Genomic DNA, 26,699 nt, shown 5'->3' on the forward strand with positions numbered 1-26,699 from the left:
GGTTCATCGAGGAGTTCAGGGGCCGTTCATCTCCCCGCATAGGCTTCGCCTACGACGTCATAGCTGGTCCGGGCGGCTCAGCCGCGGATTACCCGAGCTGTCCGCTTTGCTCCATCGGCACCGGTGTCCTAAACGACTCGCCCGTCGATGCTCGGGCCAACCTGCGCCGAGCCTCCCGCAGCGGTCGCCGCAAGTACGCTCTAAATACTGCTGAATGGGGCAATGGCTAGGTGTGGTGGGCGGGGAGCTCTTTGAGCGTCGTCGAGCGACTCTGGCAGTGCGCTGACCTTGCTGGCGCTACGCGAGTGGTTCAAAGGGCTGCCGACTGCATTACCGGCCTCAAAACAGAAGATGTACCCCGTGAGGCGGGTTTTCAGCGGTTATCGTCCTGATCAAACCGTTCGAGATCGTTGTTCCGAATCATCGCCTGAATCTCGCGGACGTATTGTTCGCCCCGGGAGGAGTACCGCTCGAGTCCGGCGGCGAGGGCGCTGCCGGTCGCGGGGGTGCCACGGGTTGAAGCGCTCGCCCGAATAGTTCGCAGCGTTTCGTAGGCGGGGTGTCGGTTCAGGTTGGCGATATAGGCTTCCACGGATTCAGCCGGCGATGAAAAATCGGCGACTTCGTGGGCTTTCCCGCTTTTTCGATCTCGCGGAACCAGTCCGCAGCCGGGTTCAAAGCACCATTGACCAAAGTAGTTATTGCCCTCGCGCGCAAAGCGTGACGTTCCCCAGCCGCTCTCTTTTGCTGCCTGGGCGATGGCAAGCGACGGCGGGATCTGGTCGACGCGCTGCAGCAGGGTTTGCCAGTGGGTGTCATTGGTCTCATCAAAATCAGCCAGGTCGTAATAGTCCACCAACCCGGACAGGAAATGCCGTTCCATGAGGCCCAGATCGTCCTTATGCTCATAGATATCAACCAGTCGGCGCCGATCTTCCAGAATCTCTGCGTTGGTCTGATCAACCAGGGGCTGGATATAACTGATAAACGCGTGCTTGCGCTCAGGGCCGGCCTCGAAGTCAGAAAAGGCGGGTGCCGACGGCCACATGAGCGCCGCGATGACAACGGCTATTCCCAGAGAAACAAGTGCGCCAATGGTTTTACGAGTGTTCATGTGTCTCCTGTTTTTTTATCAGTGGTTTACCAACAATGCCGATTGACGACACTGTTTTACAGTATAGGGATTAGTCGATGACGCGCGATGACAGGCGCCGCCATTTGAATCCGTACTTACCGCGCTCAGTCGCGATCGAATCGGTAGTAAATATCGAATGAATTCTCCAAACGGCTCACCACTTCGACCCACAGTCGTGAACGCAGATAAAGCCGGGCAGTGAGTACATTAACGGGTTCATAAATACCCATACCGTAGCTGATAAACAGCCGCTCGCCGACATAGGCATTGATCGTCGCCGCGGTTTGTTCGTCGCTACCTTCCGTGCCAACGCTGACCTGCGACAACCCCGGTACCGCGTTCAGACGATCGAGGACGCCCGATCGGTTTATCGCCGAGGTACCCAGCGCCATAGCCATGGCCGTATCGTCCGCGCCCGCGCCGGCGTCGGGACCGCGCCCACGCAAAAGATACGATAGCGTATCGCGGTCAGGTCGTGCCGGGTCTGAGAAGAGCGACAGGCTGGGGGTGTCCAGCGTTCCCGTTACACGAACCCCCACACGCAGCTGCTCGCTCGGGATATCTCGCACCGCACTGAGTGACAGATCGGGGTTTTCCGGGTTCCCGACGAAGGCGACGCTGCCCTTTTCGAGGCGTAGTGCTTGTCCATAGGCTCGCATAACCCCGCCCAGCACGCGCATTTCACCGAATAACTGCGCCGGCTCTTCGTCAGTGGACCGGAAGCGAACTTCGCCTTCGAGTGTGGCTTCGACCTGGGGTGATCGCAGGGTAAAGCCCGGGTCGACGCGAGTTTTGATATCCGCTGAGAAGCCGAGTCGTCGCGGTGGTGCTTCTGGCGCATCGAGCCGGACAACATCCTTCGAAACGGCTACCCCGTTGGAGACCAGTTCGCTGTGCTGGTAGGTTCCACCGTGAACGCGCAAAGTGCCCGAGAGGGCGGCATGTTGGGACGTGACCGCCAATCCCAGGTTGGGTGTCACGATGGCATCAAGTCCCACCGGCAGTTGCAGACGATTCTTATCACCAACGATTGACAGTTGAAGTTGAGAATCCTCGCAGCACGAGCCGGTGACAGTAACCGGGCCCTCGCCAAGCACTGCCTTTCCGTTGAGGGTTAGCTGGTCCTGATCCGCCGCGACCTCAAGCGATAGATCTTCGAGCTCGATATTCTCTTCACGCAGTCGAATGAAGCCTTGCTGCAAAGTCAGTGTACCGTCGAGCTCAGGTGCCTTGACCGACCCCCCAATCTGAAGGTCGCCGGAGACAGTACCGCTTTCCAGATCGATCTCGGGCAGCAGGTCATCGAACGCGGCAAGGCGAATATCGCCGAGCTTCAGATCACCGGTGATCGCGTCATTACTGCGCCCAAGCCTTGCATCGAATGTGCCGTAACGTCGTGAGACAGCAGTGATGCTGAGTTGTTGAGCCGTGGGGGTGATGGTTCCGGCGACCTTGGCATCCTCCCACTCTACCGGTTCGGCAGTGCCCTCTTTGGAAAACGGGTCGAAGATGACCAGTGGCAGTTGTAGGTCCACAACAGCCTCGCTTAATACGCCATCGGACCAGTGAATATCGACGTTTCCGTTACCCGATACCGTCAAACTGTAGGGGCGGCCGTCGATAGCCGATTCGAACGCCTCTTCGCCGTCGAGCTTGACCACAAGCTGGCCGCTTCGACCGAGTGTGGCAGCCTCTGTACACAGTGAGAGGGTTCTGATTCCAAGGCAAGTGGACTCGACAATGATTTCTGCAGACCGCTTTAACCACTGACCTTCGATGGTCTCCTCGCTCAAGACGACCTGGTCAAATACCTGCAGTCGAAAAGGTGCCAGGGTGATGGCGGCACCATCGGTATTTTCCTCCGCACGAAGCTGGAGATGACCTGTGACATCACCGGTGACGTCGAGATCGAGGCGCATGTCATCGTCGGGGTGGATTCTGCCCACCAGTGAATCCAGGGTTAGCTGCTCGGTTACGACTCCGCCGGGAAGGCTGATCTCGGCGGGATTATTGATGCCACCCCGCATGTACCCAATGGCGGTGGTACCGACGGTGGCGTCAAATCGACCCAGCGGAAAAAGAGCATGATCCGACGCCTCGCGGGCTTCTCCGCGCAGGACTATCGGTGTTTCATCCCGTTCGAGGGTCAACTCGGCATCGGCGAGGTACCAACCCGCTCGATTCAGGCCACCGTTGCCCGCGCCCGATAGATGGCGTAAATCAGGGTTACCCGGTAGGGATAAGTCCGCCAGCCGAAACTCCAGCGCGGGAAGCCAGGCCTCAGGTCTGCCCAGTGTGCCGCTAACGTCCGCCCGCAGGCGCCCTGTATCGTCGATCATGGAAAGTCCAACCAGGTGCCATATGCCCTCGCGCTGGCGCACTTCCAGTGTGCTTTTGAGCGGACCTTCGGACCAGCCGGACAGCTGACTGTCCAGCGATAGAACGGTGGCGGCGGCACTGAGTTCGAAACGGCCCGATACCGGTGCCTCCAATACCACCCAGGGTGCCAGTGCGGCCACCTCCCGTAGCAAACCGAGCCCGCGGAGTTCGAAATCACCGGTAAGGTCGCGGTTGGAGCTTGCAACGGCCAGCGCGGCTTTGCCGGACAGCCCGGTCAGGTCGACACTGCTCCACGTAAGCTCGGGGGTTAACAGGGCTCCGTCGACACGAATACGCCAGTTCCCGGGCAGCGTGCCGGGTAGTGAGCCATCGGTAAATTCCATCAGGAGACTGGCACTGATGGGCCACGATTGGCCAAGGCCTATTGTGAGGCCGCCCCTTAAGGTCGCATTGGTGTGTTCAATATGCAGTTCCTGCAGACTAATGTGTTCGGCTTCGATACTGGCGCTGGCTTCCACACGGTTGAGTTGTTGACTTTCAGCGCCGCGATCGAGCAGCAATGTGCCGATACGCAACCGTTCGATGCGGGTTGTCAGCGGAATTGCGGGTGCTGGGGGCAACACTAGGGGTTCGCCAGGCCCCGTAGGTGTCTCGGTATCGCCCACTGCCACAGTAAGAGTCGCCAGCTCCAGCGTTTGCAGGCATATCTCGGTCTCGAGCAGACACTGCAGGTTCCAGTTGAGCGCGATGCGGACATCGCGGGCTTCGATCTGAGTCTCTTCCTGGTGGTAGGCGATCCGATCAAAGTCCAGCCCCGTGAATACCGTACCGCCCCTGAAGGAAAACGCGAGACCGGACACTGCAGCTAGAGGAGTGAGCAGCAATCTGGCTCCCCGCTCGGTTCCCGCGAGAAACAGCGGCGGCGCTGTCAGTAATACCAGTAGTGCCGGAACGACAAGCCACTTTTTCACAGCTCGGCCCCGATATTGATATGCAGGCGCCAGTCGCCGCCGCTCTCCGTGACCGGATTTGCAATCTCCACCCGCAGGGCACCCAGTGGGCTCAGGTAATGCAAACCAACGCCGACACCGACCTTCGGATCCATATCACTGCCATTAAACGCATCCCCGGCATCGACAAAAACCGCCGCCCGCCAGCTGTCTTTCACGTAGTGCTGATATTCAAGACTCGTGCTGAGTAATCGTGTGCCGCCGACCACCAGTGATCGTGGCTCGCCGTCGCGAGACGATGCAGTAATATCGGGCCCCACCGATTGATAGGCATAACCGCGAATACTGTTATCGCCACCGGCAAAGAACGACAGTGAGGGGGGTAAAGCGAGCGAGCGTTCGGCGCCGCTCCACAAGATACCGGCAGACAATCGCCCGACCAGCCTCGACTTTCTGCCGAGCCGTGTAATGCCGAGAAGCTGGGTATTGAATCGAACCAGATCCTGATCGGATCCCAGGCCTGCGGCCCCCGCTTCGAGTTCATAAAACTGGCTGACTCCGCTGTCGGGGTCGACCACATTGCCCTTTCTTGACCGACGCGACAGACTGGCGCCGGCCAGCAGATACGTAGCGTCAAAGCCCTCATCAATGATATCCCAGCGTTCATCGAGCGCTCTGAAGGACAGTCGGCTTACCTGAACGCCTCGCTTTCGTTCTCTGCCAATCGATAGTTCCCGTTGTTGACTCTCAATATCGCCAAACTCGTTTTGCTCGATGCGTGCACCGAGTTGCAAGAGGTCATTTGCGGGATGATCAAGCGGTATGGAGTAAATAAAGCGCGCTTCGGGGTTGATTGGCGAATAGCTGAGCCGGGTCTGTTGGCTGTGACCGAAGCGGTTCAACCGTGGGCTCTGCCAGAGCAGGGACACCCGCTGTCGGATATCCGTCGAGTAGCCCAGACCGAGTTCATAGCTGTGCCGGGGCGCGCTGATAAGCTCGACCGCGATGGGGACCGTTCCCTCTACGCGCCCGACAATGTCCGGTACGACCACTACGCTGGTAAAAAAGCCCAGTCGCAAAAGTCGCGCACGTAGCTCGAGAAGGTGTGACTGCAGGTAGGGAGCGCCGGGCTGGTAAGGCAGCAGCGCATCGAGCAGTTCTTCAGACAGTATTTCCGAATCGGCGGTGGTCTCCCCGAACCGCGCCCGCTCGCCGCTGGTGAAGCGATACTCGACTTCGGCGAAGCCGCCGGCGACATCGACGCGCAGTTCGCTACGGGTAAAGCGGGCGTCAAAATAGCCGCGCTCACGGGCCGTGCGGGTCAGTTCGGTCTTCAGGCGCTCATAGTGACCGTGATGCGCGTCGTCGCCGGTTTTGGGCGAATGGGTATCGATGACGCTGAGCAGGGCCGGGTCACCGGCACCGGGGCCATCAATGGTTGCAATCACCTCCCGGTACCTGAGCGGTGCTTCATGGGTGACTTCGAGTGTCACACCCCAGGGCTCCGCTTCACGATCGACCACAACCGACAGCGTGTACTGATAAATACCCAGGGCTTCCAGCGCCTTGCCAGCGCGTGCCTCCAGTGTGGTGATAAATCGCTCGGCGGCCAGCTCTGTGCCGGGGTTATTACCCAGGTGCGCCCTGATATTCGCATGGACCGCTTTGCTGACACCCTCAATACGGTACTCAAGCCCCCCGGCGACGGCGGCTCCCGATAGACCAAGCGCAGAAACGATCGTGAGCAGCAGTGTGGAGCGTAAACAAAGCCACCGTAGGGAGTGTGCAATCGAAGCCCATGGTTGCGCCGCCGATGAGCGCCGGCCGTCGTCAGGCCAGGAAACTTCGGAGCGCGATTCGCGTGTCAATTGAGGATTTATGGGGACGTTTTTCCGGCACATAAGTCCGGCAGACGTTAACCCATCCCGGCAGCCTTTGCAGGTGTTATCGGGGGCTGCCGAGAGGGGTCAGGTGTGGCATTGGCGAGTTACCGTTAGGCCGCGTTACTCCACTGGCCGCGATACAGCCGCTGGATTTCTGAGTGCTCATCGTCGATACGGAACAGGTAGAGCCAATCGTTATCCAGTAACTGCTGTACGACCTCGTGGCGGCTGGCGATATCAGCGATCGCCTCCGCTGGCGCATCGATGTAGACCGAAAGGCGCAGCGGGTCGTGCATCCATTGCATGCCATCATGCAGCGATTGCAACGGGAGACCAATTCGCAGGTCACCGCCATTGCCCTCGAAGACACCGAGATTGCCGCCGACGATGTTGTGTAGCACCTTGTTACCCGAACCGTAGCGCCCGTTATCGACCACCGAGGTGTTGTACTGCATGTTGATCCAGTGGGTGACGAGCATCGGTGCGGTCATAATCAGCTCGAGTACCGCGTAGCCATTGTCGCGATCGGCCTGCCACTGATAGTCGTGAAGAAAGCTGCGACCCTCGAAGTTCAGGTGCCGGGTGCGCGATCGTGGCGCGACAATAAAGCACGCGTTGCCTGCCAGACCCCACTCGGGACGTACCTGGGACCAGTCACGACTGCGTTTGATGATACCGCTATCGCTTTCATCGGACGCGACACCCAGCTTGGCGGCACGCTCACTGCGGGCCGCCCGTCCGGCGGCATCAAGCCAGTTCTGGATATTGCCCGCAGCAGTCGGGAGGTCGGTAAGACAGTGCAGTTCATCGGTAGTGGTGTCGTGAAGTCCGGCGACGAAATGGGTGTCGGCCGGAATCGCAATGCTGTGGCTTTCGGCAAGCCGCGCACGGACGGCGCTGTCGTTGAGTACCTGGGCCAACACCCGAACATTAATTTCGCCGGTCTGTCCGCCGCAGGCACCGCAATCCAGCCCGGCGGCATGGGGGTTGTTGCGCGTGCTGCTGCCGTGACCCGCCAGAATCACGACGGGGGCAAAGTTGTCGGTCAGCGTGAGTGCGCCCAGAATGCCGGCGGCGAGCTCCGCGAGGGCGTCGGTATCTAAAGCGCCTTCCTCGTTATTGAGCACAAAGCGCGCGTGTTCACATCCTGCCTCGTTGATGGGATGCGCCGGTGCTTCACCCAGGAAAGCCTCACGAAGTAGTTTGATGGCGTAGCCAAGCCCGGCAGATTCCACATAACCGAAGGCCGCCGGCGCGGCTTTTCCTACCGCACCCCAGCGCGCCTTGCGGTTAAAGGTATTGGCAAAGGACTTCTCCGTGGTTTCGTCGATTTCCTCGGAGGCGGTCAGTGCCGGACTCAACAGTCCGGGCAGCTGCGGCCGCTGAAAGTTCGATCCGTTGGGTGAGTAGGCGATGGGTAAGCCAAAAAATCCAGCGAAGCCGATCGTCTGGATATCGTCGCTCTGCGCCTCCAGTGCCCGGCGATACACCTCAGAGCGAACATCAATACAAAGTGCTGCCTGAAGCGCCGGCCGCTCAGCGAGGCTGCCGGACTCGGGAACGGGTTGCATCAGCTGCTGCTGAATCGATTCCTGATAGGCGATCTCGGCGGCACGCTGCCATATCCACGCCGGCGCCTGCTGTTGGCGGTGCGCCCGATAAAGCTCGGGGAGTTGCGAGAACTGCGCCTTCCAATCGCCCTGCAGCGCTGTAGCTGCTTGCGGTTGTTGCTTGCTGTGGTGTCGCCACAGCGCCAATTCCCAGGCGAGACGGATGGACACCAGTTGTCCCAGGGCATCGTCGCTGCGGTTTTCGAGCCGTGCCTGCCAGCGTCGGTAAGCAATCCACGATGCCCAGCCGTTGATATCCAGTAGCAGCGCATGGAAGTAGTCCGCCAGTGATTCCTGCGGCAGGTCGAGTGTCTCGACAGCCTCTGCACGCAGCGCCCACTCATCCTCGGGTAGCGCGAGGAATTCCGCATGAAGACCGCGCTCTCCCATCATGATCTCGATGCCTCGATCGCCCCGCACATTTTCGAGCCAGGCCTCGTAAAGACAGCGATCGGGTTGCGCAGGAAGCGGCGTCCACTCGCTGTAAAAGCTCGCACAGAACTGGCTGATCTGATGGATAATCTCATCGTGCCAGGACACATGACGCGCGAGATCCCGACCCGAATCGACCGCGTCGCTGAAATTCATCCAGTGGCTGGTGTCGTCATTTCCCTGCAACCACTGCTTTACGGAGGCGAGCGTCTGATCGGCATCTGACTCTTGCAAGGCAATTTCCAGGTGCTTTTCAGTGATGGCACCGGGGAAGCGTCCGCCGAACCAGTCCCGCTGCATATGCACGTCCGCATGGCCGAGGAGGGCGATGCGGGCACTGACTTCATCGATCGGTTCATTGCGCATCTCCCACCAGGGATTAACCGCAATGAGTTGATCGAGCGGCCAGGTGGGCGCTATACGATCGCCGGCAATGCTGACGGCGCCTTCAACCGCAGGGTCATTATCCATGCTCTTGAGTGCCGTTGAATTCATGATAATTGCTCCTTTTCCAGGGCGCGATAAACGCCTCGCTTTCCCGCGCGTTGCGGCAGTTGTGCCGGCCAAAGCGCGAGGGTGGCTCGGGTTGCCCACTCGTCAAGATAAAAACCGGCGTAGAGGTTGCGATACAGGGCCTTGGTGAGACGCGAGTCACCGGCCTGCCGGAGAAGCCAGTAGGTGACGAAAAGAACGCTGACCAGAAGCAGACACCACAATGCCTGCGCCGGCGATGGCAGCGCACCCGTCGGTGCCAGTGTGTTAAATACCAATTTCTGCAGGGTGTAGGCCAGCAACAGCCCGGCGGATACACCCAGCATGAAGAGAATCGAGCCGCGATGGGTGGTACTGCTGCGCTCGCTGATCAGTACCAGCGGGAAGAGGAAGAGCAGGAGCCAGAGACTCGCATCGTTGGCAATCAAGCCGTTACCGATCAGTACCGCCAAAACAGCGACCGCGATGAGGAAAAACAGGGGCTGGACATGCGCTGAAGGGGATTCGAAGGGAGCGAGCCGGTCGCGCAGAAAATTTTCGACTTCGGATCCGGAGCTTAAGAAGGCGTAGGCTTTGTAGCAGGAGTGCGCTACGAGATGCAGCAGTGCGAGACCATATTGGCCCATAGCGCACTCGACCAGCATCAAGCCCATTTGCGCGACGGTAGACCAGGCGAGCAGCACCTTCACACTGACCCGAGTCATGGTAATCAGCGCGGCGCCGACAAAAGTGAAACCGGCGACGATCAGTAGGAGCCAGTTGGCGAGCTCAGCCTGGAGCATAAGGGGCGCCATGGAGATGATGAGAAAGCCTCCCATATTGATGATGCCGGCGTGCAGAAGGGCTGACACGGGTGTTGGCGCCTCTACCACCTGGATGAGCCAGCCGTGCATCGGGAATTGCGCGCACTTCACCATCGCCGCACTGGCGATCAGCAGGGCCGCCAGTTGCGCGCTGATTGAGAGTTCAACATCCCCGGCGCTGTAAACGCTGAGAATCTCGCTGATAAAGAAGGTGTGGTGTTCGACATAAAGCAGTACCGCGGCAAACACCAGGCAAAGCTCGGCGAGTCGGGCAAACAGGAACTTCTTGTGGGCAGCGAGGGCGGCACGTTTGCGCTCGGGGTAAAACATCAGCAGCTGGTGCAGGCTCAGACTGATGCCGGTCCAGGCAATGATTAACACCACCAGATGGTTGCTGGTTACCACCACACTGACACCACCCAATGTGAGCTGCAGCCAGCGTTGGAAGCGCGCCTCGCCGGACTCGCCGCTCAGGTATTGGGCGGAGTAGCCGGTAATGATCACCCCTATGAAGGCGACCAGCGTCAGCACGATGCAGGAGACGGCACTGGTGGAAAACAGCCGTGACCCCGATTCGGGTAGCAGCGCGGCAAACAGTGTGAGCAGGATCACCACACCGTTTGCCCCCTGCAGCAGACGCCAGCCCGACAGCGGCGGTCGCGACGGCGCGAGCATCGCCGAAATCAGATAGATCAGCGGTATGGTGATGAGAACCAGATCGGTAATATTGGTGTCCACAGGAGCCTCCAGCGTTGAGTGCGCGCAGTATCTGGATCATCAACTCTTTTGTAAAATATAAATATTTTTAATTTATATTTTAAAATAATTAAATATTGATCGTCGCACCCCGTTGCCTGTGGTTTTCTGGGGGTTGTGTCGCGAGTATGGATGAGCCAGCAGGCGCGTTTGTCGGCGAGAAAGCGATTTTTGGGGCCTGCTGCGGATACCCCTCGCCTCATCAGTAGGCACGAAGCCCGTTGTTGGCCCAATTCCCTGCTCGCCACCCTCCGCAGGAATGCCGACGTATAGGCTGTGAAACGACAGCTACCGGGTCGCGGTAACTTTTGGGTTCAACGTCGGGGTGACTTTTCCATGGAAAACGCACGGCCAGAACAGCGACCACAGCAGCAGTCGATGCAGACGAGCCCGGAGAAGACCGGATGGCGACGCATTGATGCGCGCCAGATGGTCAAAATCGTCGTTTATGGCTTGCTGCTGATCAACTTTGGTCATTACATCATCAACGACATCACCATAGCCGCCCATACGGCTCACTCTGGCTGGACACTGGTCGATTGGACGACTGCCTTCGCCACCACGCTGGATGAGGCGGCCTGGTTCCTGTTGCTGTTTCTCCTCGAGCTGGAGACCTATCTGCTGGACGATGCGGCGTTTACCCGGGGAAGGGTGATGGTCATGCACGGATTGAGACTGCTGTGCTACCTCGTTATTGGGCATACGGTGTTTGCCTACGCTGAGTATCTCCTTGACCTCAACAGTGCCACCGAATATGCCGGCGCGGCGTTGTGCGACTTCGTCGAGCAGGGTATTTCATTTGCGCGAAACCTCGATTACCGGACGCTGGATCCCACGAATTGCCTGAGCCTTGCCCAGGGCGATGTGCTGTATCAGTTTTCCCAGGGGCAGGCGATCACCGATGCCGCAGGCATGCAGGTGGAGTGGGAACTGGCCTGGATCGATCTTTTTGAGGTCGTGGTGTGGCTTCTGATCATGGCTATGATTGAAATAATGGTTCGCCTACAGGAAAAGCGGATCACCCACGGCCGGCGTCTGGGTGTTGCCCGGTCGGTAAAAGCCGTGCTTTACCTGCTGTTGTGGTCTGCGGCCGCCTACTGGGCCTATCGTGGCCATTGGCTGTTTGCCTGGGATGAGGCCTTGTGGATTCTTGGCTTTATCGCCATCGACGGCAACCTGAGCGAGTGGCGCGAAGAGATTGATGAAGACACCGCAGCGGGTGCGGCCTCTGACGCAAGCGCAGCCTAGCGCAGCGTCCTGCACTGCCCGCTCGCCCCCGCGTGGAGGCCGAAGAACGGTGCAGACGGGGGCGAAACGCCCCCTCTTATTAACGTTGATTTTGACATGGATTCCTGGCGCGATGCCCAACCGCCGCCGGAACGGCGACGGTGGCAGAGGTCAGTCGAACTCGATCCAGGTCGTTTTCAGCTCGGTGTAGTCGTCAAACGCATGGATCGACTTGTCGCGGCCGTTGCCACTGAGTTTAAAGCCACCGAAAGGCACGGTGATATCACCGCCAAAGTAGTTGTTGATACCCATCGTGCCGACACGAACCGCCGCCGCGACCTTGTGCGCGGTGCTGAAGTCCCGGCTCCATACAGCGCCCGCCAGACCGTAGATCGAATCATTGGCGATCTGCACCGCGTCATCGGCGTCCTTAAACGGAATTACCGATAGGACGGGTCCGAAAATTTCTTCCTGCGCGATCTGCATACGGTTGTGTACACCAGAGAAAATCGTCGGTTCATGGAAGGCGCCTCCGGTTTCCTCCAGCGTGGTACTGCCGCCGTAGACCAGCTCGGCACCTTCAGTCTTTCCGATACCCACATAGTCGGCGACCGAGTCGCACTGACTGCGATCGATCATGGGGCCCATGGTGGTATCGGGATCGAGGGGATCACCCGGCGCCCAGTTCGCGGCAGCGGCGATGACCGATTCCAGAAACTGGTCGTGGATCGATTCGTGGACAATAAGCCGGGTGCCCGCCGTGCAAACCTGGCCGCTGTTGAAGAATACCGCGAGGGCCGCCGCGCTGGCGGCCGCCTCCAGATTGGCATCGGGGAAGACAATATTGGGCCCCTTGCCGCCCAGCTCGAGGAAGGTCCGTTTGAGGTTTGATTGCCCCGAGCAGGTCATGAGTTGCTGCCCCACCGGTGTTGATCCCGTAAAGGTCATGCCATCAATGTCCATGTGCATACCCAGATGCTGGCCCAGACTGCCACCCGGACCGGGGAGAACGTGCAGTGCCCCTTTGGGAAGCCCGGCTTCAAATGCCAGATCGGCGATGCGCAGCGCCGAAAGCGGCGTATTCGAGGCCGGTTTCAGGATCACCGAGTTGCCCGTTGCCAGCGCCGGCGCCAGTTTCCAGGCGGTGGTCGATAGCGGGAAATTCCACGGCACGATGGCCGCTACAACGCCCAGTGGAAGGCGAGTGACCAGTGCCAGTGCATCGTGTCCGGTGGGGGATATCTGTTCGTAAATCTTATCGATCGCCTCGCCGCTCCAGCGAATGGTGCGCACCGCCGATGGCACATCGACATTCACCGTGTCGGAGATGGGCTTGCCGACGTCGATGGTTTCCAGCAAGGCGATTTCCTGGGCGTGCTTTTCGATCAGCTCCGCCCAGCGCACCAGCACCATTTTTCTATCAGCAGGTGCCATGCCCGACCAGACGCCGCTCTCGAAGGTCTCCCGGGCAATTTGTATCGCCCGATCCGCATCTGCGGTACCACAGCTAGCCACTTCAACAATGGGCTGGCCGGTGGCCGGATTGAAGGTGGTTCGGGTCTCGCCGGAGAGTGCGTCGGTGCGCGCGCCATTGATGACGGCCCGACCATCGATTTGTAGCGCTTGCGCTGCCGCATGCCATTCGGCTTTGCTCATTCCTGTCATTTCTGGGGCTCCCTGATTTCGAATTAGGCCGAAAAAGTAGCACAGGCTGGGGCAGTTACCATTCCCTCCAGCGGGTAGGTGAGACGCTGTGCAGAGGCAATATTCTGTTTCAAAGTCATTGTGCTTCGGGCTCGGTCTACCCATAGTAGCGACAGGATAATAAGAGGACGAACCCATGCAGGGACGGTGTGAATGCGGACAAATCCAGTTTCGGGTGGACGGGGACATTGAGGACTACAGCCATTGTCATTGCAGTCAGTGTCGGCGGCTGCATGGCGCGGCATTCGCCTCGTTTGCCGGTGTTCAACGGGATAATGTGACGTGGCTATGTGCGCAGGATGAACCGCGTCTTTACACGTCGTCTCCCGGTCATGAGCGCTGGTTTTGTGGTCATTGTGGCTCGAGTCTCGCTGTGACAATCAGTAACGAGCCCGCCGCCCTCTATCTAGCCCTGGGTGCGATTGAGGGAAATCCTGAGCTACCCGCGGGCTACCATATTTTTGTAGGATCCAAGGCGGAGTGGTATCCCATTACTGATGGCTTACCCCAGTTTTTTGAAGAGCCTGATTAGTACGGTCATTCTCGGCACCAAGCTGCGATATAGCCACCGGCGCCCCGCGTTTCAGGATCGATAAAAGTTTCCGTCAGGATCGCCGGGATAGACACCCAGGTCGTTGTGGGATTGATACCCCATCAGGCGTCGCACGTGGTCCGGGTAGCTGTCGGCGATCTCCCGCGGAATAGTCAGGTATTGATTCTCCTCCTGCCGCAGCCAGCCGAGTGCATAGGTGTTGATGAGACCCGAGCGCGGCTTATCGCTTAAATTAGCGCCACCTCCATGTACGGTGGCACCGAGATAAAACAGCACCGAGCCCCGCTGCATGGGCGCCTGCTCGGCGTCCGATTCCGGGATGTCATCGATGTCGCGGAGATCGTGGCTGCCCATCACCACCCGGGTGGCACCGTTTTCCAGGGTGAAGTCATCGAGGGGCCACATTGCCGAAATTTGGAATTCGACATCGGGAATGCGCAGGGGGTAAAAGCTGTCATCCCGGTGTAGTACCTGATCCTTTTCACCGGGAAGAATCTCGATCGCGGTACAGCTGCCAATGCGGTAGTTAAGGCAATGTCGCAGCAACACGGCGTCGGCAACTTTGAGCACCAGAGGGTGTGCGATCAGGTCCGCCGAAGAACGGGACAGCGCCAGAATGCCGCTCAGGCGCAGGGTCTTGTAACCGTTGAAATCCGTTTGGAAGCTCTCACCCTGTTTATCGTAGTGGGGGCGAAGCTCGCGGGAAATGGCATCGAGCGTCGCCTCATCGGCGACATTGCGGACCACCACCGCGCCGTCTTGCAGCAGCTGATTACTGATAGCGGCAGGGTCTGCGGTATTGTCAAAAGTCGGTATCATACGATGGTGTCTCCCCACTTTCATTCAGATCCGTCGAATAGTGTCTTGCTGGGCAGTCGCCGAATTATACGGACTTAGGCGAACGCCACAAAACGCAAGCCTTGAATACCACTGACCTCAGTGCCGACACGGCGCTATTGATGCCGGGTCGATTATTGCTTTGTGGCAGCGATATCAAAGCTTACTCAATTTCTCGATGGAATAGTGAACACGATCAGCGGCGTCGCGCCGCGGTGTCTCGCGCAAGCCTTCAATGTGGCGTAATCGCGGCAATAAACCGCAGTTATTGGCGAGCTGTATGGCGAGGCCGGGTCGGGCATTGAGCTCAAGTAACACCGGGCCGCGGTCTCGATCGATCACAATATCGGTTCCCAGATAACCGAGCCCGGTCACCTCGAAACACTGTGCGGCGAGATACAGAATCGTTGGCCATTCAGGGATGGCAATCTGATTGAGAGGCTTTTGTGTGTCGGGATGCTCCTGAATGGGATGCCCATTTTGCACGGCATTTGCATAGTGGCCTTCTTCCAATGTCAGCCCCACGCCAACGGCGCCTTGATGAAGGTTCGCTTTGCCGTCGGACTGGTGAGTCGCCAGTCGTAGCATGGCCATCACGGGATAGCCTTTGAACACGATCACACGGATATCGGGAATGCCTTCGACCGATAGCCCATCAAATCGTGGATCAAGCTGGATCAGATCTTCGATAATGACCGAGTCAGCGCCACCCCCGAGCGAATACAGACCGGCCAGTGTATTGCTCATATGCCGCCGAAGATCATCATGATCGACGACTATGCCCGAACTTTTGACAAACTTGCCATCCCGGCGATCCGTGATTACCCAGATACCTCTTCCACCGCTGCCTTTGGCAGGCTTCATGGCAAAGCCGCTCATGGTATCGAGTTGCTGGATGGTTGCTTCGACATCGTGCTGCTGCGTCAGCGAGAATCGCAACGCAGGCACGGCAAGTTGGTGTTCCTGGGCGATCATTTTGGTTTTTAATTTGTTATCGACCAAGGGGTATTGCTCACGCTGGTTATAGCGGCCTATAAAGTCCAGATTGCGCGCGTTAATCCCCAACATGCCAAAGCGGCTTAGTGCCCCGGGCGATATCAGCTTCATTTGTGGCCTAGATTACGCAGTGGTGCGAACCGGTGTAATTCGAATAATTTGTAACCGGTGTACTGTCCCATTGCCAGAATGCAGGCCAGTAAAACGAAGTTCAGTTCAGGGAAGTTAAAACTCAGGTGCTGGATCACCGTGGAGTCCATTAGAAGGTAGGCCACAACGGCCACCATCAGCGTGCCACTACCCTGAATGAGCACATCACGAGGTCCTTCTTCCTCCCAGAGAATCGACAGTCGCTCAATGGTCCAGGCGATAATGATCATCGGGAAGAACGTGATGACCATGCCGGTGCTGAATCCCAGTTGATAACCGATGACCGACAGCGCCGAGATGACAAAGATAACCAGCACAATCAAAGCGGCCAGCCTGGCCACGAGCAGCAGATTGAGTTGGCTGAGATAGCCGCGCATGAGCAAGCCGAGTAAAACCACCGATACGAAACTGATCAGGCCCGGGACCAGCTCGGTCTGAAGGAACACCAGCGCGATCAGAACGGGCATGAACGTCCCGGTGGTTTGTAGGCCGATGAGCACCCTGAAAAACACCACCACGGTTGCGCCCAGCGGTAGCAGCAGTAATAGCTTGAACATACTCTGCTCTTCGATGGGCAGTCGATGAACACCGAGTTGGGCAAAGAGACTGTTTTTTGTTCGCGCCTCGAGAAGCTCCACCGGTGCAACCGACTGGCGGATGATGGAGAAACTCAGCCGCGAGTTCTGTCCGCCGATCACGTCGAGCACCGAGCGACCACTGCGATGCCAAAGCAGGAGATTTTCGGGCGTATCGATAACACCCTTGCCGGGATCTACCAGCCGCCATTGCTCCCCGTCGTGAAATTCGAGCAATGGAACCAGTGATTGTCTTCGGCGTGCGTCCTCGAGCGGTAAGCCCATGACATCGCGGGTCGGTAGTGCCGCATCAGTTAACAGCTTGCGCATCAAATCAACGGGACTGTCGCTCTTTGCAAGCAACAAGGCCGCGTTTTGCGTGGGCGTGGCGACGCGTTCATTAATCTCTCGAGCAAAGCTGTAGTCATTACTGGAGGTTGAGCGTGCCGCTTCGATCAGTTCGGTCGCCGCGGTCACCTGAGCGGCATCCCAGAACACAGGCTCGGGCGCCGGGATCGGCAATTGACCCCGTTTTGAATCCTCCTTGGCGTTGCCCGGCAAAAAGCTGGCGCTAAAGTACAGGGACTGAGCTCCGCTGGCCTCGCGCCGTGTCCACTCGCCGCGGCGGTCGTTAGCGTCGGTCACTATCGCGAATCCGTACCCCGCCGACGCCGCCTGCTCATTGAAAATGGAAAACCCGGGGGCGGTCTCGGGAATGCTCAGACTTGCAGTAACCGGACCGCCGGTGGCGTAAAAGTCGACTCGTGCCTCTACCAGCCAGATCGATTCATTTTCACCGGGAAGCCACGGTAGCTGGGTAGCGTCGTGACGCAACAGTGCGGTGCCAATTCCCGCTGCAACGAGTATTGCAACGATAAACCAGAGCGTTGCGTTTCTATTCACCGGATGTGGGACTTCTGGTTTTGTCTATCGATCGAGGTAGTGCCACCAGATTAACGCCACTGACATCGACCAGCATGACGTCCTGGAGAATATTGCGTCCGACCAACATCTGGTAATCGAGATGGCTTCGATCCGACAGCGTAAATTCAGCCATTTGGCGAATATTACCGATCTGTATTCCCAACTCGATGACGTGTCGGCGCTCGGGTTCTTCGGAGTTGGCCTGAATAATTAATGCGTTTCGTACGAGGGGACGCTCAAGTGTGAGCTGATTGCCCTGTGTTGGGTCGGGAATATCAAAGCGGACCCAGGATTCTCCGTCGCGTTCGAAAGCTGTGATATTGCGTGCATCCAGCGAGGCCGTCTCGGCGCCGGTATCGATACGCGCCGGTAGCGCCAGTTGCAGGTCCTCCACCCATATCTGTTCGTTGCGACCGACAACCAGTTTTTGAGGTTCGGGTGGCTCCTGCAGCGCAGCAATGCTGATCGGCGGGTCTGAAGGCGCCTCCTTAACAGGGGGGCAGGCCGCTTTCGCCTGCATAGCCGCAAGCTCCGATTCAATTTTCGTGAACTGCGAGCCCAGTTTTGCTAAGCCGTCCACAATGGTCTTATCGCCCGCCAATAGCTCACTATGCTGCACGCGACAGGTACTGAGCTCTTCGCGCATCTTCGCCAGCTCAGGGTCGACAAGTTGCGGGCTGACCGCACAGCTACTGAGAGCAGCGATGACTGCTATCGGGATAAATTGTCGACTTTTTTTAATCGCGTGGTGATAGACCATTGGAAAGGTGGGTCTGGCTTAAGGTGGGCTATTATTGACCAGAATGGGGTTAGCGTCACCTTGCAAATTTGAAAGTGGTTGCAAGGTCATCCCATCCCGCCAGCGCGACGTGGTTTTCAGACGAATCCCGTCCGGCGCTTCGCGCCAGTTATTGATTAACGACCAAATGCGAGTCACCGGTGGATGTCTCGTTGTTACCGCGGTGCTATCGTGCTGTGACATAAGGGGGGTCGGAATTGTCTGACCGTGCGGATCGAGGAGGAGTAGTGACCGTGCAAGTAATGAAATTGAAAAACCCGGCGAGTCTGGACAATCTGTGGCTTGACGAGGTCACTCCCCGAGCGCCCGGTCCGGGAGAGATTCAGGTTGCGATCAAGGCGAGCTCATTGAACTTCCACGATTACGCGGTGGTCGCCGGTATGATCCCGGTCGAAGATGGCCGCGTCCCCATGTCGGATGGTGCCGGGGAGGTGCTTGCCATCGGCGATGGGGTTACCGAATTTTCCGTGGGTGATGGCGTCCTGAGTTACTTCTTTCCGAAATGGGTGAGCGGCAGGCCCGTCGCTTCGCGGCTTCTGGGCGTTCCCGGTGATCATGTTGACGGCTTTGCATCGCAGGTAGTGACCATGCCCGCGTCCTGGTTCAGCCGAATGCCCAGCAACCTCGATTTCGCCGCCGCATCTACCTTGACCTGCGCTGGCCTGACCGCGTGGCGTGCGCTGATGGTGGAGACCAAACTCGCGCCGGGGGACTGGGTATTGGTGCAGGGTAGTGGCGGTGTATCGGTGTTTGCATTACAGCTCGCTCGGGCAATGGGTTGCCGCGTGATCGCCACATCATCGTCCAATGAAAAATTGGCGAAACTGGGTGTTCTCGGCGCCGAGGTACTGATCAATTACCGCGAGGATCCAAATTGGGGTAATGCGGCGTTGGAGGCGACAGGTGGCGAGGGTGTGTCGCTGGTGGTTGAAGTCGGTGGCCCGGGCAACCTGCCCCAGTCGGTACGTGCCATAGCCTTCGACGGCTGTATCAGTTTGATCGGCATTCTCACGGGTATCTCAGGGGATGTTCCCACCGCTGCGTTAATGCAGAAAAACGCGCGTATTAGCGGGATCACCGTAGGTAGCCAGTCGGATCAGGCGGCACTGATCAAGGCAGTAGAAGCCCATGATATCCAGCCGGTGATCGATCGACACTTTCCGCTAGCTGAGTTGAAGGCGGCCTTTGAATTTCAGGCTTCGCAGCAGCATTTCGGCAAAATCTGTGTCAGCTTCTAATGCACGTGCCACAGTAATCACGCCGTTGGTTTGTTCTGTTTGCCGCGTATTCAAACGCTGTCGACTATCGCCGTCTCGCTTCCACTCATACCTGTCAGAGACTCCAGCCATGACCAAAAAGCTCTTTCGCCGTTTTCCTGCGGCGCTATTTTTCTTAGCTACTCTTGCCGTTGCGGCGCCGGATGATGGCATGGCTTCGAGTACCGCGAAGCGAGCACCTGTATTCACTCCCTCTGTATTGCCCTATCCCTTCTCGAGCGCTGTTCAGGTCGGCGATATTCTTTATCTCTCGGGCGATATCGGCGTGGACGCGAGCGGTCGGGCTTTGGTGCCTGGCGGTATTGTTGCCGAGACACGGACCATGTTTGATCGTATCGGGGCCACGCTACAGCGGCACGGTTTGGATTTCGATGACCTGTTCAAATGCACGGTGATGCTGGCTGATATGTCGGAATGGCCCGCGTTTAACGCTATTTATGCCGAATATTTTGAGGCGGGTAGTTACCCCACCCGATCTGCAATGGGGGTGGCGGGGTTGGCGCTCGGCGCCAGGGTTGAAATGGAATGTGTGGCCTGGAATCCGCAGTAGCGTAACCGCTCACGGCGCCTTGTAGGCCGCGATCAAGTCCTTGAGTTCTTCCTGCAGTGGCTGAAGGGGCTTCCCGTAACGCGTCCAACGGCCGACGGAGGTTTGGTAGAGCGGCTGTCGTACCTGTACCGAACTGGCGGTGCTGACGGGCGCGGCATTATTCTGAAAATCCAGACACGCGTCTTCCCAGGGCAGATTACAAAACTCAAGAAGCCGATGTGTTGTGGCTTCCTGCTCAAACACAAAAGACTCATAGGCAAATTCACTGAATCGTTCCCGGGGCAGGACCGCCCGCCAGTGCGCCATCAATTGATCGAAGGCGCGGTAGTAGTTGGCCGTGTCCTCCAGCGATAGCGAATAGTTGTAGTACGAGAACCCGGTAGAAAATAGCTGTCGGTAATTGGAGAGGCAGCTATCCATGGGGTGTCGCCGCAGCGCCACTATTCGCGCATCGGGAAAGGCCTTTAAAATCAGACCGGCGTAAAAGAAATTCAGTGGCATTTTGTCGGTGAATCGCGGTGAATCACCCACGAGGTGGGCCACCCGCTTCAGATACTCGGGAGCGACCGACTCGAGATCGACGGCGGTTGCCGCTTGCAGGGTTTCCGTGTCGAGTACGCGATGGGAGCCGGTGCCCGCCGCCTCCTTAATGAGCCCGGCGAAGGTATTCAATTCACCGGCGGAGACGACGTGGCTATGACTCCCCAGAATACGATCGACCAGCGTGGTGCCGGTGCGCGGTAAGCCCACTATAAAAATTGGGGGAGTGGTGGATGCAGGGGAATGGGCTGCGGGCGCAGCAGTATAGGTAGCCCGGGCCGCCGCAAATAGATCGAGATCGTTGTTGTGGTCGGATAAGGATTCGCGCTTGGCCGCTTTGGCGCGGTTTAGCCAATCGAGGCTCGCGTCGTAATTGCCCAGGTCTTCGTGGGTTTTGGCGATGGCATGGCCTATTTGCAATTGCCCATCGGCGCTGGCCTCCTTATGAAACAGGGGTTCAAGCACCGCCAGCCCGTTATCGTCGGTCGTTTGTTTTCTCAGTGATACCAGGGCTGTATAGGCGCGAAAGGCGCCCGGTTCGCGTTCAATGCAGGCCCGGTAGGCGGCATCGGCCAGGTCGAATTCGCCAGAGAATTGCAGCGAGGCGCCGAGGTTGTAATGATAATTTGCGGGGATGGGGTTTAGGGCAATAGCTCGACGAAAGAAGTGGATCGCCGCGGCGTGCAGACCGAGGCGGCTGAGGATTACGCCTGCGCTGTCGGCGGTGTGTGAATCGTCGACACGCTCGGCAGCAATGCCCTCGACGAGCGCTACCGCCTGCTGGTGATCGCCGCGAGTAACAAGGTATTGCGCAAAGCCGACCCTGAAGATGGGCGCGTTATCGAGCTCGATGGCGCGAGTGAACAGTTCTTCAGCCTTCTCGTGGTTGCCGTGGTCTGCAGCGATGCGTGCGAGCAGGAGATAGGGTGCCGGATCGCGGGCATCGGTTTTGATGGCATTGATCGCGATATCATGGGCCTTCTCGTAGCGCTTACTCTCCAGGAGGGTAAAGCCCTGTTTTAACGTAGCGTTCATGTGAATTTTCCACAAGTCACGGGTCTAACCGGCGTTGATGGGTGAATTTTGCCAGTGTTTTCGGACACGAAGGCTGTCATTTTAGTTATATTTCGGGCTTCCCGCTTCCCAAACCATTTACGAGCACTCACTCATGGCAAAAACTCCTTCTTTTGAACGTAAGCCGCTGTCCCGATTCCTCAGCTCGCACCGACTGCAGGCCGGTTTGCTCGCTATCCCCATGAGCGTCGTCAGTACACTTTCCCAGGCGCAACTTGAAGAGGTCGTTGTCACCGCAACCCGTCGCTCGGAATCGGTGCAGGACATCCCCATTAATATCGCTGCCATTGGTGGCACCCAGATCGCTCAGCAGGGCTTTGACGATCTTTCGGAGCTGATTGCCTATGTTCCGGGTATTAACGTGATTGACCAGGGGGGGCGTGACGGCAACCGGATCGTCGCCCGAGGCCTTAATGCGGAGCCGGTTTCGAATCCTTTTGGACAGGAGAACGGCGGCGGTACGGTAGCCACCTATATCGGCGAAGTGCCCTTTTATGTCGATCTGCGGTTGAACGACCTCGAGCGTGTCGAGATTTTGCTCGGGCCTCAGGGTACGCTTTACGGCGCGGGCACCATGGGTGGTGCCATTCGATACATCCCCAACAAGCCGGATTTTGAAGACACCACCATCAGCTTCCGAGCCGATGGCTACAGTTATTCCGAAGGCGACGGTATCAGCTCCGATATCGGCGTAACCTTCAACCTGCCCCTCTCTGACACCTTCGCCATTCGCGGCTCGATCGATCGCTTTGACGACAAGGGTTTTATTGATGCGCCTTTCATCGTCAGCGAGCCCGGGGTTTCGAACCCCGACCCGGATTTTAGTGATCCGGCGGAGCGAGACGCCAACTTTGACCCGATTGATGACGTGAACACGGAAGAGATTCTCTCCGGGCGAGTAGCACTGCGCTGGCAGCCCAACGATTACCTCGATTCAACCCTGACTTATTACTTCCAGAAGACCGAGCATGGCGGTAGAAACAGCACAGGCTTTTTGAGTCCGATCCCTGCTGGAAAATATGAATCATCGACTCGTGTTCAGGAGTTCAACGACCGCGACAGTGATCTCGTAGCGCTGGAAATCATTGCCGACCTCGGTTTTGCAGAACTGACCTCCTCAACGGGTCTGGGATCCGTAGAGGAAGCCGGCCAGCGTGATCAGACCGACCTTCTGATCACACTCGAATACAGCTACGAAAACTTCCCGACTTTTACCGGCTTCACTGCCGAAGATGAGGAGACCGAGACCCTGACGCAGGAATTTCGTCTCGTATCCACCTCAGAAGGGCCGTTAAGCTGGATCGTGGGTGCCTTTTACAACCGCAACGAGTACGAAGCGCTGTCTTCTGAGTTCACTCCGGGCTATGGGGCTTTCGTCAACTCACCGGAGCTGGACTTTGGTTACAGGGATGACCTGAACGATCTGGAATATTTCTCTGCCGATCGAACAAGACTGGAAGAAATGGCCTTTTACGGTGAGGTGGGTTACGACATCACCGAAAACTGGAATGTCACCATAGGCGCGCGCTATTACGATTATGAATTTGAGACAGGTTCATCTACCGACTTCCCGTATTTCACTACGCCTGAAACCTTCCAGCCGTATCCATTGAGTGAGATTGGGCAGAATATTGATCTTGAGCCCAACCAGGAATTTGATGGCGACCTTTTCAAGGTCAATACCTCTTATCAGCTCACTGATGACGCCAATATCTATTTTACCTTCAGCCAGGGCTATCGAGTGGGTGCGTCGAATCAAGGCCAACCTTGTGATGACGTCTTTGTGCCGGGCAACCAGTCGCTGTGTCTGTATGCGCCTGGCCAGCAGTTTGGCCCCAATCCCGGTGATATCGTGGAGATCAATGAACGCGATTACTTCCCCGATACCGTCGACAGCTTTGAACTCGGTGCCAAGACCGTCTGGCTTGATGGCAAGCTGACCCTGAACGGCTCGATTTACTTTATCGACTGGCAGGACCCCCAGGTTTCCAGCGCGTCGATTAATGCCAATACGCCTATCACCGTCAACGCAGGTGCCGCTGAATCGAAGGGTCTTGATGTTGCGGGCTCCTGGCAGGTGACCGATGCTTTGAGTGTTCGCGGTAGTTACAGCTATAACAATGCTGAGCTGACCGAGGACGTTGCCTCGCTGGTGCGTAGCATTCAACCTCCGGGCTTCGGCACTGGCTTCGAAGACGGTCAGTCGGGAGACCGATTGCCGGGTACGCCGGAAAATCAGTTCTCGGTATTTGCCAGCTACGTCATGATGCTTGGCGATGGCAACGAACTGATCTTTGATGCCGGCTATTCCTGGCAGGATGAAGTGCTTTCGCGAACTGCCGGCCGGGGTAATAGTTACACCCTCGATGCCTTTGGTCGCGCGATGTTCAACGCGACCTATCAGACCGAAACGTGGCGTTTAACCGCCTATGTCAATAATGCTTTTGACGATTATTCCGAGGCCAGTGTTGTCGGCACCCCCGATTTCAACCAGACGGTGGCGGGTGCCAATGTACGTACCTTTAACGCGAACGTCCTGCCGCCGCGCACCCTGGGTGTGCGCGCGACGATCGATTTCTGATGGTCGGTTAATACCATCCGCCGCTGGGCCGAAAATTCCGGCTCAGCGGCGGCTGAAGCGCTCATACTCCGGACACCCTTATCGAGAACGGCTTACTGCCGCCACTTAAAGGTATCGCCTTGCCTGTATTTTTTCGGCATTGCAGTCTGCCCGGTAATATTGTGCGCCGCGGACGATGCAGCCGGTTTCCGTGCCGCCACGGATCGATAAAGTCCGCCTTACGATGGGCTTGGGCACCAATACGGTGGGTAAGGCAATTCATCACTTACAGACCCACGGGCCGCCTGCTCTCGCCCCCGGGTAACTTCTCGCACCCCGGGGAGACGCCCGCCTTAAGCCGTGCCTATAATCACGCGTCAACAAACTGTCTTTATGACTGCAGGGTACGCAATGATTAACTTCCGTCTTTTGGTGGGTCTCATTCTTCTGCTGTCCGGTGGGCTCTTTATCAATGCGGGCCAGGCTGCAGAAACCCAGGAACACGCGACGCGGACCGCCAACGTCGATGCCCGGCGTATCATCGACGCCGATCGGGAGCCCGGCAACTGGATAGCCCATGGCCGCACCTACGATGAACAGCGCTTTTCGCCGCTGGACTCGATCAACCGCGAGACCGTGCCCCGAATGGGTTTTGCCTGGCAGCAGGATATGGCGTCGACCCGCGGCCTGGAGGCAACGCCAATCGTGGTCGACGGGGTCATGTACACCACCAGTACCTGGTCACGGGTTACCGCACTCGATGCCCGCTCCGGGGAGGTGCTCTGGCAATTTGACCCCGAGGTGGATCGTGCCTGGGGTAAGAAACTTTGCTGTGATGTCGTCAATAGAGGCGTGGCGGTCTGGAAGGGCCGGGTCTATTTTGGCACGCTGGATGGTTACCTGATTGCGCTGGATGCCGCGACCGGCGATCTGGTCTGGCGTGTCGATACCCTGATTAATCGCGACGCCTGGTATTCGATTACCGGCGCTCCGCGAATCGTTAAGGGCAAGGTCATCATTGGCAACGGCGGCGCAGAGTTTCAGGTTCGCGGTTACATCTCTGCGTTCGATGCCGAGAGTGGCGACCTCGATTGGCGTTTTTACACCGTGCCCGGCGGTCCTGAGGGTCCGTTTGAGCACCCGGAGCTCGAGGCGGCCGCAGCGACCTGGGATAAAAACAGCGATTGGACCGGGGTAGGCGGCACGGCCTGGGACTCCATGGCCTATGACCCGGATTTGGACCTGCTCTATATCGGCACGGGCAACGGATCGCCCTGGCCACAGTATGTAAGAAGCCCCGAGGGTGGCGATAATCTGTACCTGGCATCCATTCTGGCGTTGCGCCCCGATACCGGTCGCCTGGTCTGGCATTACCAAACCGTGCCCGGTGATGCCTGGGACTTCACGGCTACGCAGCACATTATCCTCGCCGATCTGGAGATTGAGGGTGAGCTGCGCAAGGTGCTCTTGCAGGCGCCCAAAAATGGATTTTTCTATGTGATTGATCGCGCCAGCGGTGAACTGATCTCCGCGGAAAATTATGTTTTTGCGAATTGGGCCAGTGAGATCGATATCAAAACCGGTCGGCCGGTATTGACGGGGCTTGCGGATTTCAGCGATCAGGAGCGGTACGTGTTTCCGTCCGCTGCAGGTGGCCACAATTGGCAGCCGATGGCGTTCAGCCCCGACACCGGTCTTGTGTACATACCCGCGCGGGATGCCGGTTGGGTGCACAATATCGCGGGGGATAAATGGTTTACCTACGGCGTTAAAAATGTAGCTGAACTGAGCGAGGGACAGGATATCCCCCCACTTAGCGGTTATCTCAAAGCCTGGGATCCCGTCGCCCAATCGCTGGCCTGGGAGATTCCCATGCCCAATATCTGGAATGGCGGTGTGCTCGCTACCGCCGGCGGGTTGGTCTTTCACGGTACCGCTACCGGCCATTTGCTGGTGATTGACGATCGCAGCGGTGAGGTACTGAAGGACCTGTTTCTCGGTACCGGTGTGATTGCACCCCCCATGACCTATGACGTCGATGGCGAACAGTACGTCGCGCTAATGGCGGGGTGGGGCGGCCCGGCATTCAATACCCTCGGTGGGGATGAAGCACTGCTGCAATACAACAACGCCGGCCGATTGATCGCATTCAAACTCGATGGAATAGAGGTGCCCAAGCCCGATCGTATTGCGGCTCGTGGCCCCTTCCCTGAGCCGCCCGAGAGCGATGCCAGTGCTGAGGTTGTGGAGCAGGGACGCCAGCTCTACGTCATGTTCTGTGGTGGTTGCCACGGCATGTACGGCAGTACGCCAATGCTTCCCGATCTGCGACGGCTCAGCAAGCAAAAGCACACCCTATTCAATGACATCGTGCTCGGCGGTGCCCTGGAGCCGCTGGGCATGTCCAGCTTTGCCGCGGAGTTGAATGAGCAGCAGGCGAGCGCCATTCAGGCCTACGTGATCAGTTTGGCCCGTGAGGCATTTGCCAGTCAGGGCGCTGCCACCGAGCCAACGCCATAACGGGATCTCGAC

The 26,699-nt window shown here is 57.9% G+C and carries 17 protein-coding genes; 6 read left to right on the forward strand and 11 right to left on the reverse strand.

Going from position 1 to position 26,699, the window contains the following annotated elements; genetic code table 11:
• Nucleotides 1-373: 373 nt before the first annotated feature.
• The 5 genes from NOR51B_RS06110 to NOR51B_RS06130 form a co-directional block, all read right to left on the reverse strand.
• On the reverse strand, nucleotides 374-1,114 hold the full coding sequence (locus tag NOR51B_RS06110; RefSeq protein ID WP_040481861.1) for a glucosaminidase domain-containing protein: 741 nt from the start codon (nucleotides 1,112-1,114) through the stop codon (nucleotides 374-376).
• Nucleotides 1,115-1,239: 125 nt separating this feature from the next.
• A complete protein-coding gene (locus NOR51B_RS06115) occupies nucleotides 1,240-4,446 on the reverse strand; it encodes a translocation/assembly module TamB domain-containing protein (protein ID WP_009020887.1) in 3,207 nt (1,068 codons plus the stop codon).
• Nucleotides 4,443-6,293: an autotransporter assembly complex protein TamA gene (locus NOR51B_RS06120; protein ID WP_009021176.1), complete on the reverse strand. Its 1,851-nt coding sequence runs from the start codon at nucleotides 6,291-6,293 to the stop codon at nucleotides 4,443-4,445. The genes NOR51B_RS06115 and NOR51B_RS06120 overlap by 4 nt, the downstream gene beginning before the upstream one ends.
• A gap of 125 nt (nucleotides 6,294-6,418) precedes the next feature.
• Nucleotides 6,419-8,845 (reverse strand): YbcC family protein, encoded by a 2,427-nt coding sequence (locus NOR51B_RS06125; RefSeq protein WP_009019341.1) that lies wholly within the window; start codon nucleotides 8,843-8,845, stop codon nucleotides 6,419-6,421.
• Nucleotides 8,842-10,383 (reverse strand): NADH-quinone oxidoreductase subunit L, encoded by a 1,542-nt coding sequence (locus tag NOR51B_RS06130; RefSeq protein ID WP_009019878.1) that lies wholly within the window; start codon nucleotides 10,381-10,383, stop codon nucleotides 8,842-8,844. Before NOR51B_RS06130 ends, NOR51B_RS06125 begins: the two co-directional genes overlap by 4 nt.
• A gap of 354 nt (nucleotides 10,384-10,737) precedes the next feature.
• On the opposite strand from NOR51B_RS06130, the gene NOR51B_RS06135 reads away from it, so the two are divergent.
• A complete protein-coding gene (locus NOR51B_RS06135) occupies nucleotides 10,738-11,649 on the forward strand; it encodes a hypothetical protein (RefSeq protein ID WP_230198416.1) in 912 nt (303 codons plus the stop codon).
• Nucleotides 11,650-11,799: 150 nt separating this feature from the next.
• On the opposite strand, the gene NOR51B_RS06140 is transcribed toward NOR51B_RS06135, so the two are convergent.
• Nucleotides 11,800-13,293 (reverse strand): aldehyde dehydrogenase, encoded by a 1,494-nt coding sequence (locus NOR51B_RS06140; RefSeq protein WP_009020719.1) that lies wholly within the window; start codon nucleotides 13,291-13,293, stop codon nucleotides 11,800-11,802.
• 175 nt (nucleotides 13,294-13,468) lie between these two features.
• On the opposite strand from NOR51B_RS06140, the gene NOR51B_RS15195 reads away from it, so the two are divergent.
• Entirely contained in the window at nucleotides 13,469-13,864 is a 396-nt protein-coding gene (locus tag NOR51B_RS15195) for a GFA family protein (protein WP_040481862.1), read from the forward strand.
• Nucleotides 13,865-13,915: 51 nt separating this feature from the next.
• Here NOR51B_RS15195 and NOR51B_RS06150 read toward each other — a convergent pair whose 3' ends face one another.
• From NOR51B_RS06150 to NOR51B_RS14905, 4 genes are all read right to left on the reverse strand, one after another.
• A complete protein-coding gene (locus NOR51B_RS06150; protein ID WP_009019613.1) occupies nucleotides 13,916-14,704 on the reverse strand; it encodes a phytanoyl-CoA dioxygenase family protein in 789 nt (262 codons plus the stop codon).
• 174 nt (nucleotides 14,705-14,878) lie between these two features.
• On the reverse strand, nucleotides 14,879-15,829 hold the full coding sequence (locus tag NOR51B_RS06155; RefSeq protein ID WP_009018939.1) for an alpha-L-glutamate ligase-like protein: 951 nt from the start codon (nucleotides 15,827-15,829) through the stop codon (nucleotides 14,879-14,881).
• Nucleotides 15,826-17,346 carry an inactive transglutaminase family protein gene (locus NOR51B_RS06160; RefSeq protein ID WP_009021397.1) on the reverse strand — a complete coding sequence of 507 codons (1,521 nt, stop codon included), beginning with the start codon at nucleotides 17,344-17,346 and terminating at the stop codon, nucleotides 15,826-15,828. The genes NOR51B_RS06155 and NOR51B_RS06160 overlap by 4 nt, the downstream gene beginning before the upstream one ends.
• Nucleotides 17,339-18,127 carry an ATP-dependent zinc protease family protein gene (locus NOR51B_RS14905; protein WP_009019513.1) on the reverse strand — a complete coding sequence of 263 codons (789 nt, stop codon included), beginning with the start codon at nucleotides 18,125-18,127 and terminating at the stop codon, nucleotides 17,339-17,341. The genes NOR51B_RS06160 and NOR51B_RS14905 overlap by 8 nt, the downstream gene beginning before the upstream one ends.
• Nucleotides 18,128-18,393: 266 nt before the next feature.
• Between NOR51B_RS14905 and NOR51B_RS06170 the strand changes: the two genes are divergently transcribed.
• Together NOR51B_RS06170 and NOR51B_RS06175 are read left to right on the forward strand one after the other, a co-directional pair.
• Complete coding sequence (locus NOR51B_RS06170) at nucleotides 18,394-19,404, forward strand: zinc-dependent alcohol dehydrogenase family protein (protein ID WP_230198417.1); 1,011 nt, start codon at nucleotides 18,394-18,396, stop codon at nucleotides 19,402-19,404.
• A gap of 109 nt (nucleotides 19,405-19,513) precedes the next feature.
• Nucleotides 19,514-19,993, forward strand: a complete 480-nt coding sequence (locus tag NOR51B_RS06175; protein WP_009021160.1) for a RidA family protein — start codon at nucleotides 19,514-19,516, stop codon at nucleotides 19,991-19,993.
• 9 nt (nucleotides 19,994-20,002) lie between these two features.
• Here NOR51B_RS06175 and NOR51B_RS06180 read toward each other — a convergent pair whose 3' ends face one another.
• Nucleotides 20,003-21,568 carry a tetratricopeptide repeat-containing sulfotransferase family protein gene (locus tag NOR51B_RS06180; protein ID WP_009020947.1) on the reverse strand — a complete coding sequence of 522 codons (1,566 nt, stop codon included), beginning with the start codon at nucleotides 21,566-21,568 and terminating at the stop codon, nucleotides 20,003-20,005.
• Nucleotides 21,569-21,701: 133 nt separating this feature from the next.
• On the opposite strand from NOR51B_RS06180, the gene NOR51B_RS06185 reads away from it, so the two are divergent.
• Nucleotides 21,702-24,188 (forward strand): TonB-dependent receptor, encoded by a 2,487-nt coding sequence (locus NOR51B_RS06185; RefSeq protein WP_009019958.1) that lies wholly within the window; start codon nucleotides 21,702-21,704, stop codon nucleotides 24,186-24,188.
• 390 nt (nucleotides 24,189-24,578) lie between these two features.
• Nucleotides 24,579-26,687, forward strand: a complete 2,109-nt coding sequence (locus NOR51B_RS06190; protein ID WP_009019234.1) for a PQQ-dependent dehydrogenase, methanol/ethanol family — start codon at nucleotides 24,579-24,581, stop codon at nucleotides 26,685-26,687.
• Nucleotides 26,688-26,699: the final 12 nt, after the last annotated feature.

This window comes from Luminiphilus syltensis NOR5-1B (genome assembly GCF_000158175.1).
Taxonomy (GTDB): Bacteria; Pseudomonadota; Gammaproteobacteria; order Pseudomonadales; family Halieaceae; genus Luminiphilus; species Luminiphilus syltensis.

Coding starts and splice junctions, on each gene's coding strand:
- NOR51B_RS06125 (WP_009019341.1), bottom strand. CDS start 8,845: ATGAATTCAACGGCACTCAAGAGCATGGATAATGACCCTGCGGTTGAA.
- NOR51B_RS06150 (WP_009019613.1), bottom strand. CDS start 14,704: ATGATACCGACTTTTGACAATACCGCAGACCCTGCCGCTATCAGTAAT.
- NOR51B_RS15195 (WP_040481862.1), top strand. CDS start 13,469: ATGCAGGGACGGTGTGAATGCGGACAAATCCAGTTTCGGGTGGACGGG.
- NOR51B_RS06110 (WP_040481861.1), bottom strand. CDS start 1,114: ATGAACACTCGTAAAACCATTGGCGCACTTGTTTCTCTGGGAATAGCC.
- NOR51B_RS06180 (WP_009020947.1), bottom strand. CDS start 21,568: ATGAACGCTACGTTAAAACAGGGCTTTACCCTCCTGGAGAGTAAGCGC.
- NOR51B_RS14905 (WP_009019513.1), bottom strand. CDS start 18,127: ATGGTCTATCACCACGCGATTAAAAAAAGTCGACAATTTATCCCGATA.
- NOR51B_RS06155 (WP_009018939.1), bottom strand. CDS start 15,829: ATGAAGCTGATATCGCCCGGGGCACTAAGCCGCTTTGGCATGTTGGGG.
- NOR51B_RS06185 (WP_009019958.1), top strand. CDS start 21,702: ATGGCAAAAACTCCTTCTTTTGAACGTAAGCCGCTGTCCCGATTCCTC.
- NOR51B_RS06135 (WP_230198416.1), top strand. CDS start 10,738: ATGGAAAACGCACGGCCAGAACAGCGACCACAGCAGCAGTCGATGCAG.
- NOR51B_RS06190 (WP_009019234.1), top strand. CDS start 24,579: ATGATTAACTTCCGTCTTTTGGTGGGTCTCATTCTTCTGCTGTCCGGT.
- NOR51B_RS06140 (WP_009020719.1), bottom strand. CDS start 13,293: ATGACAGGAATGAGCAAAGCCGAATGGCATGCGGCAGCGCAAGCGCTA.
- NOR51B_RS06175 (WP_009021160.1), top strand. CDS start 19,514: ATGACCAAAAAGCTCTTTCGCCGTTTTCCTGCGGCGCTATTTTTCTTA.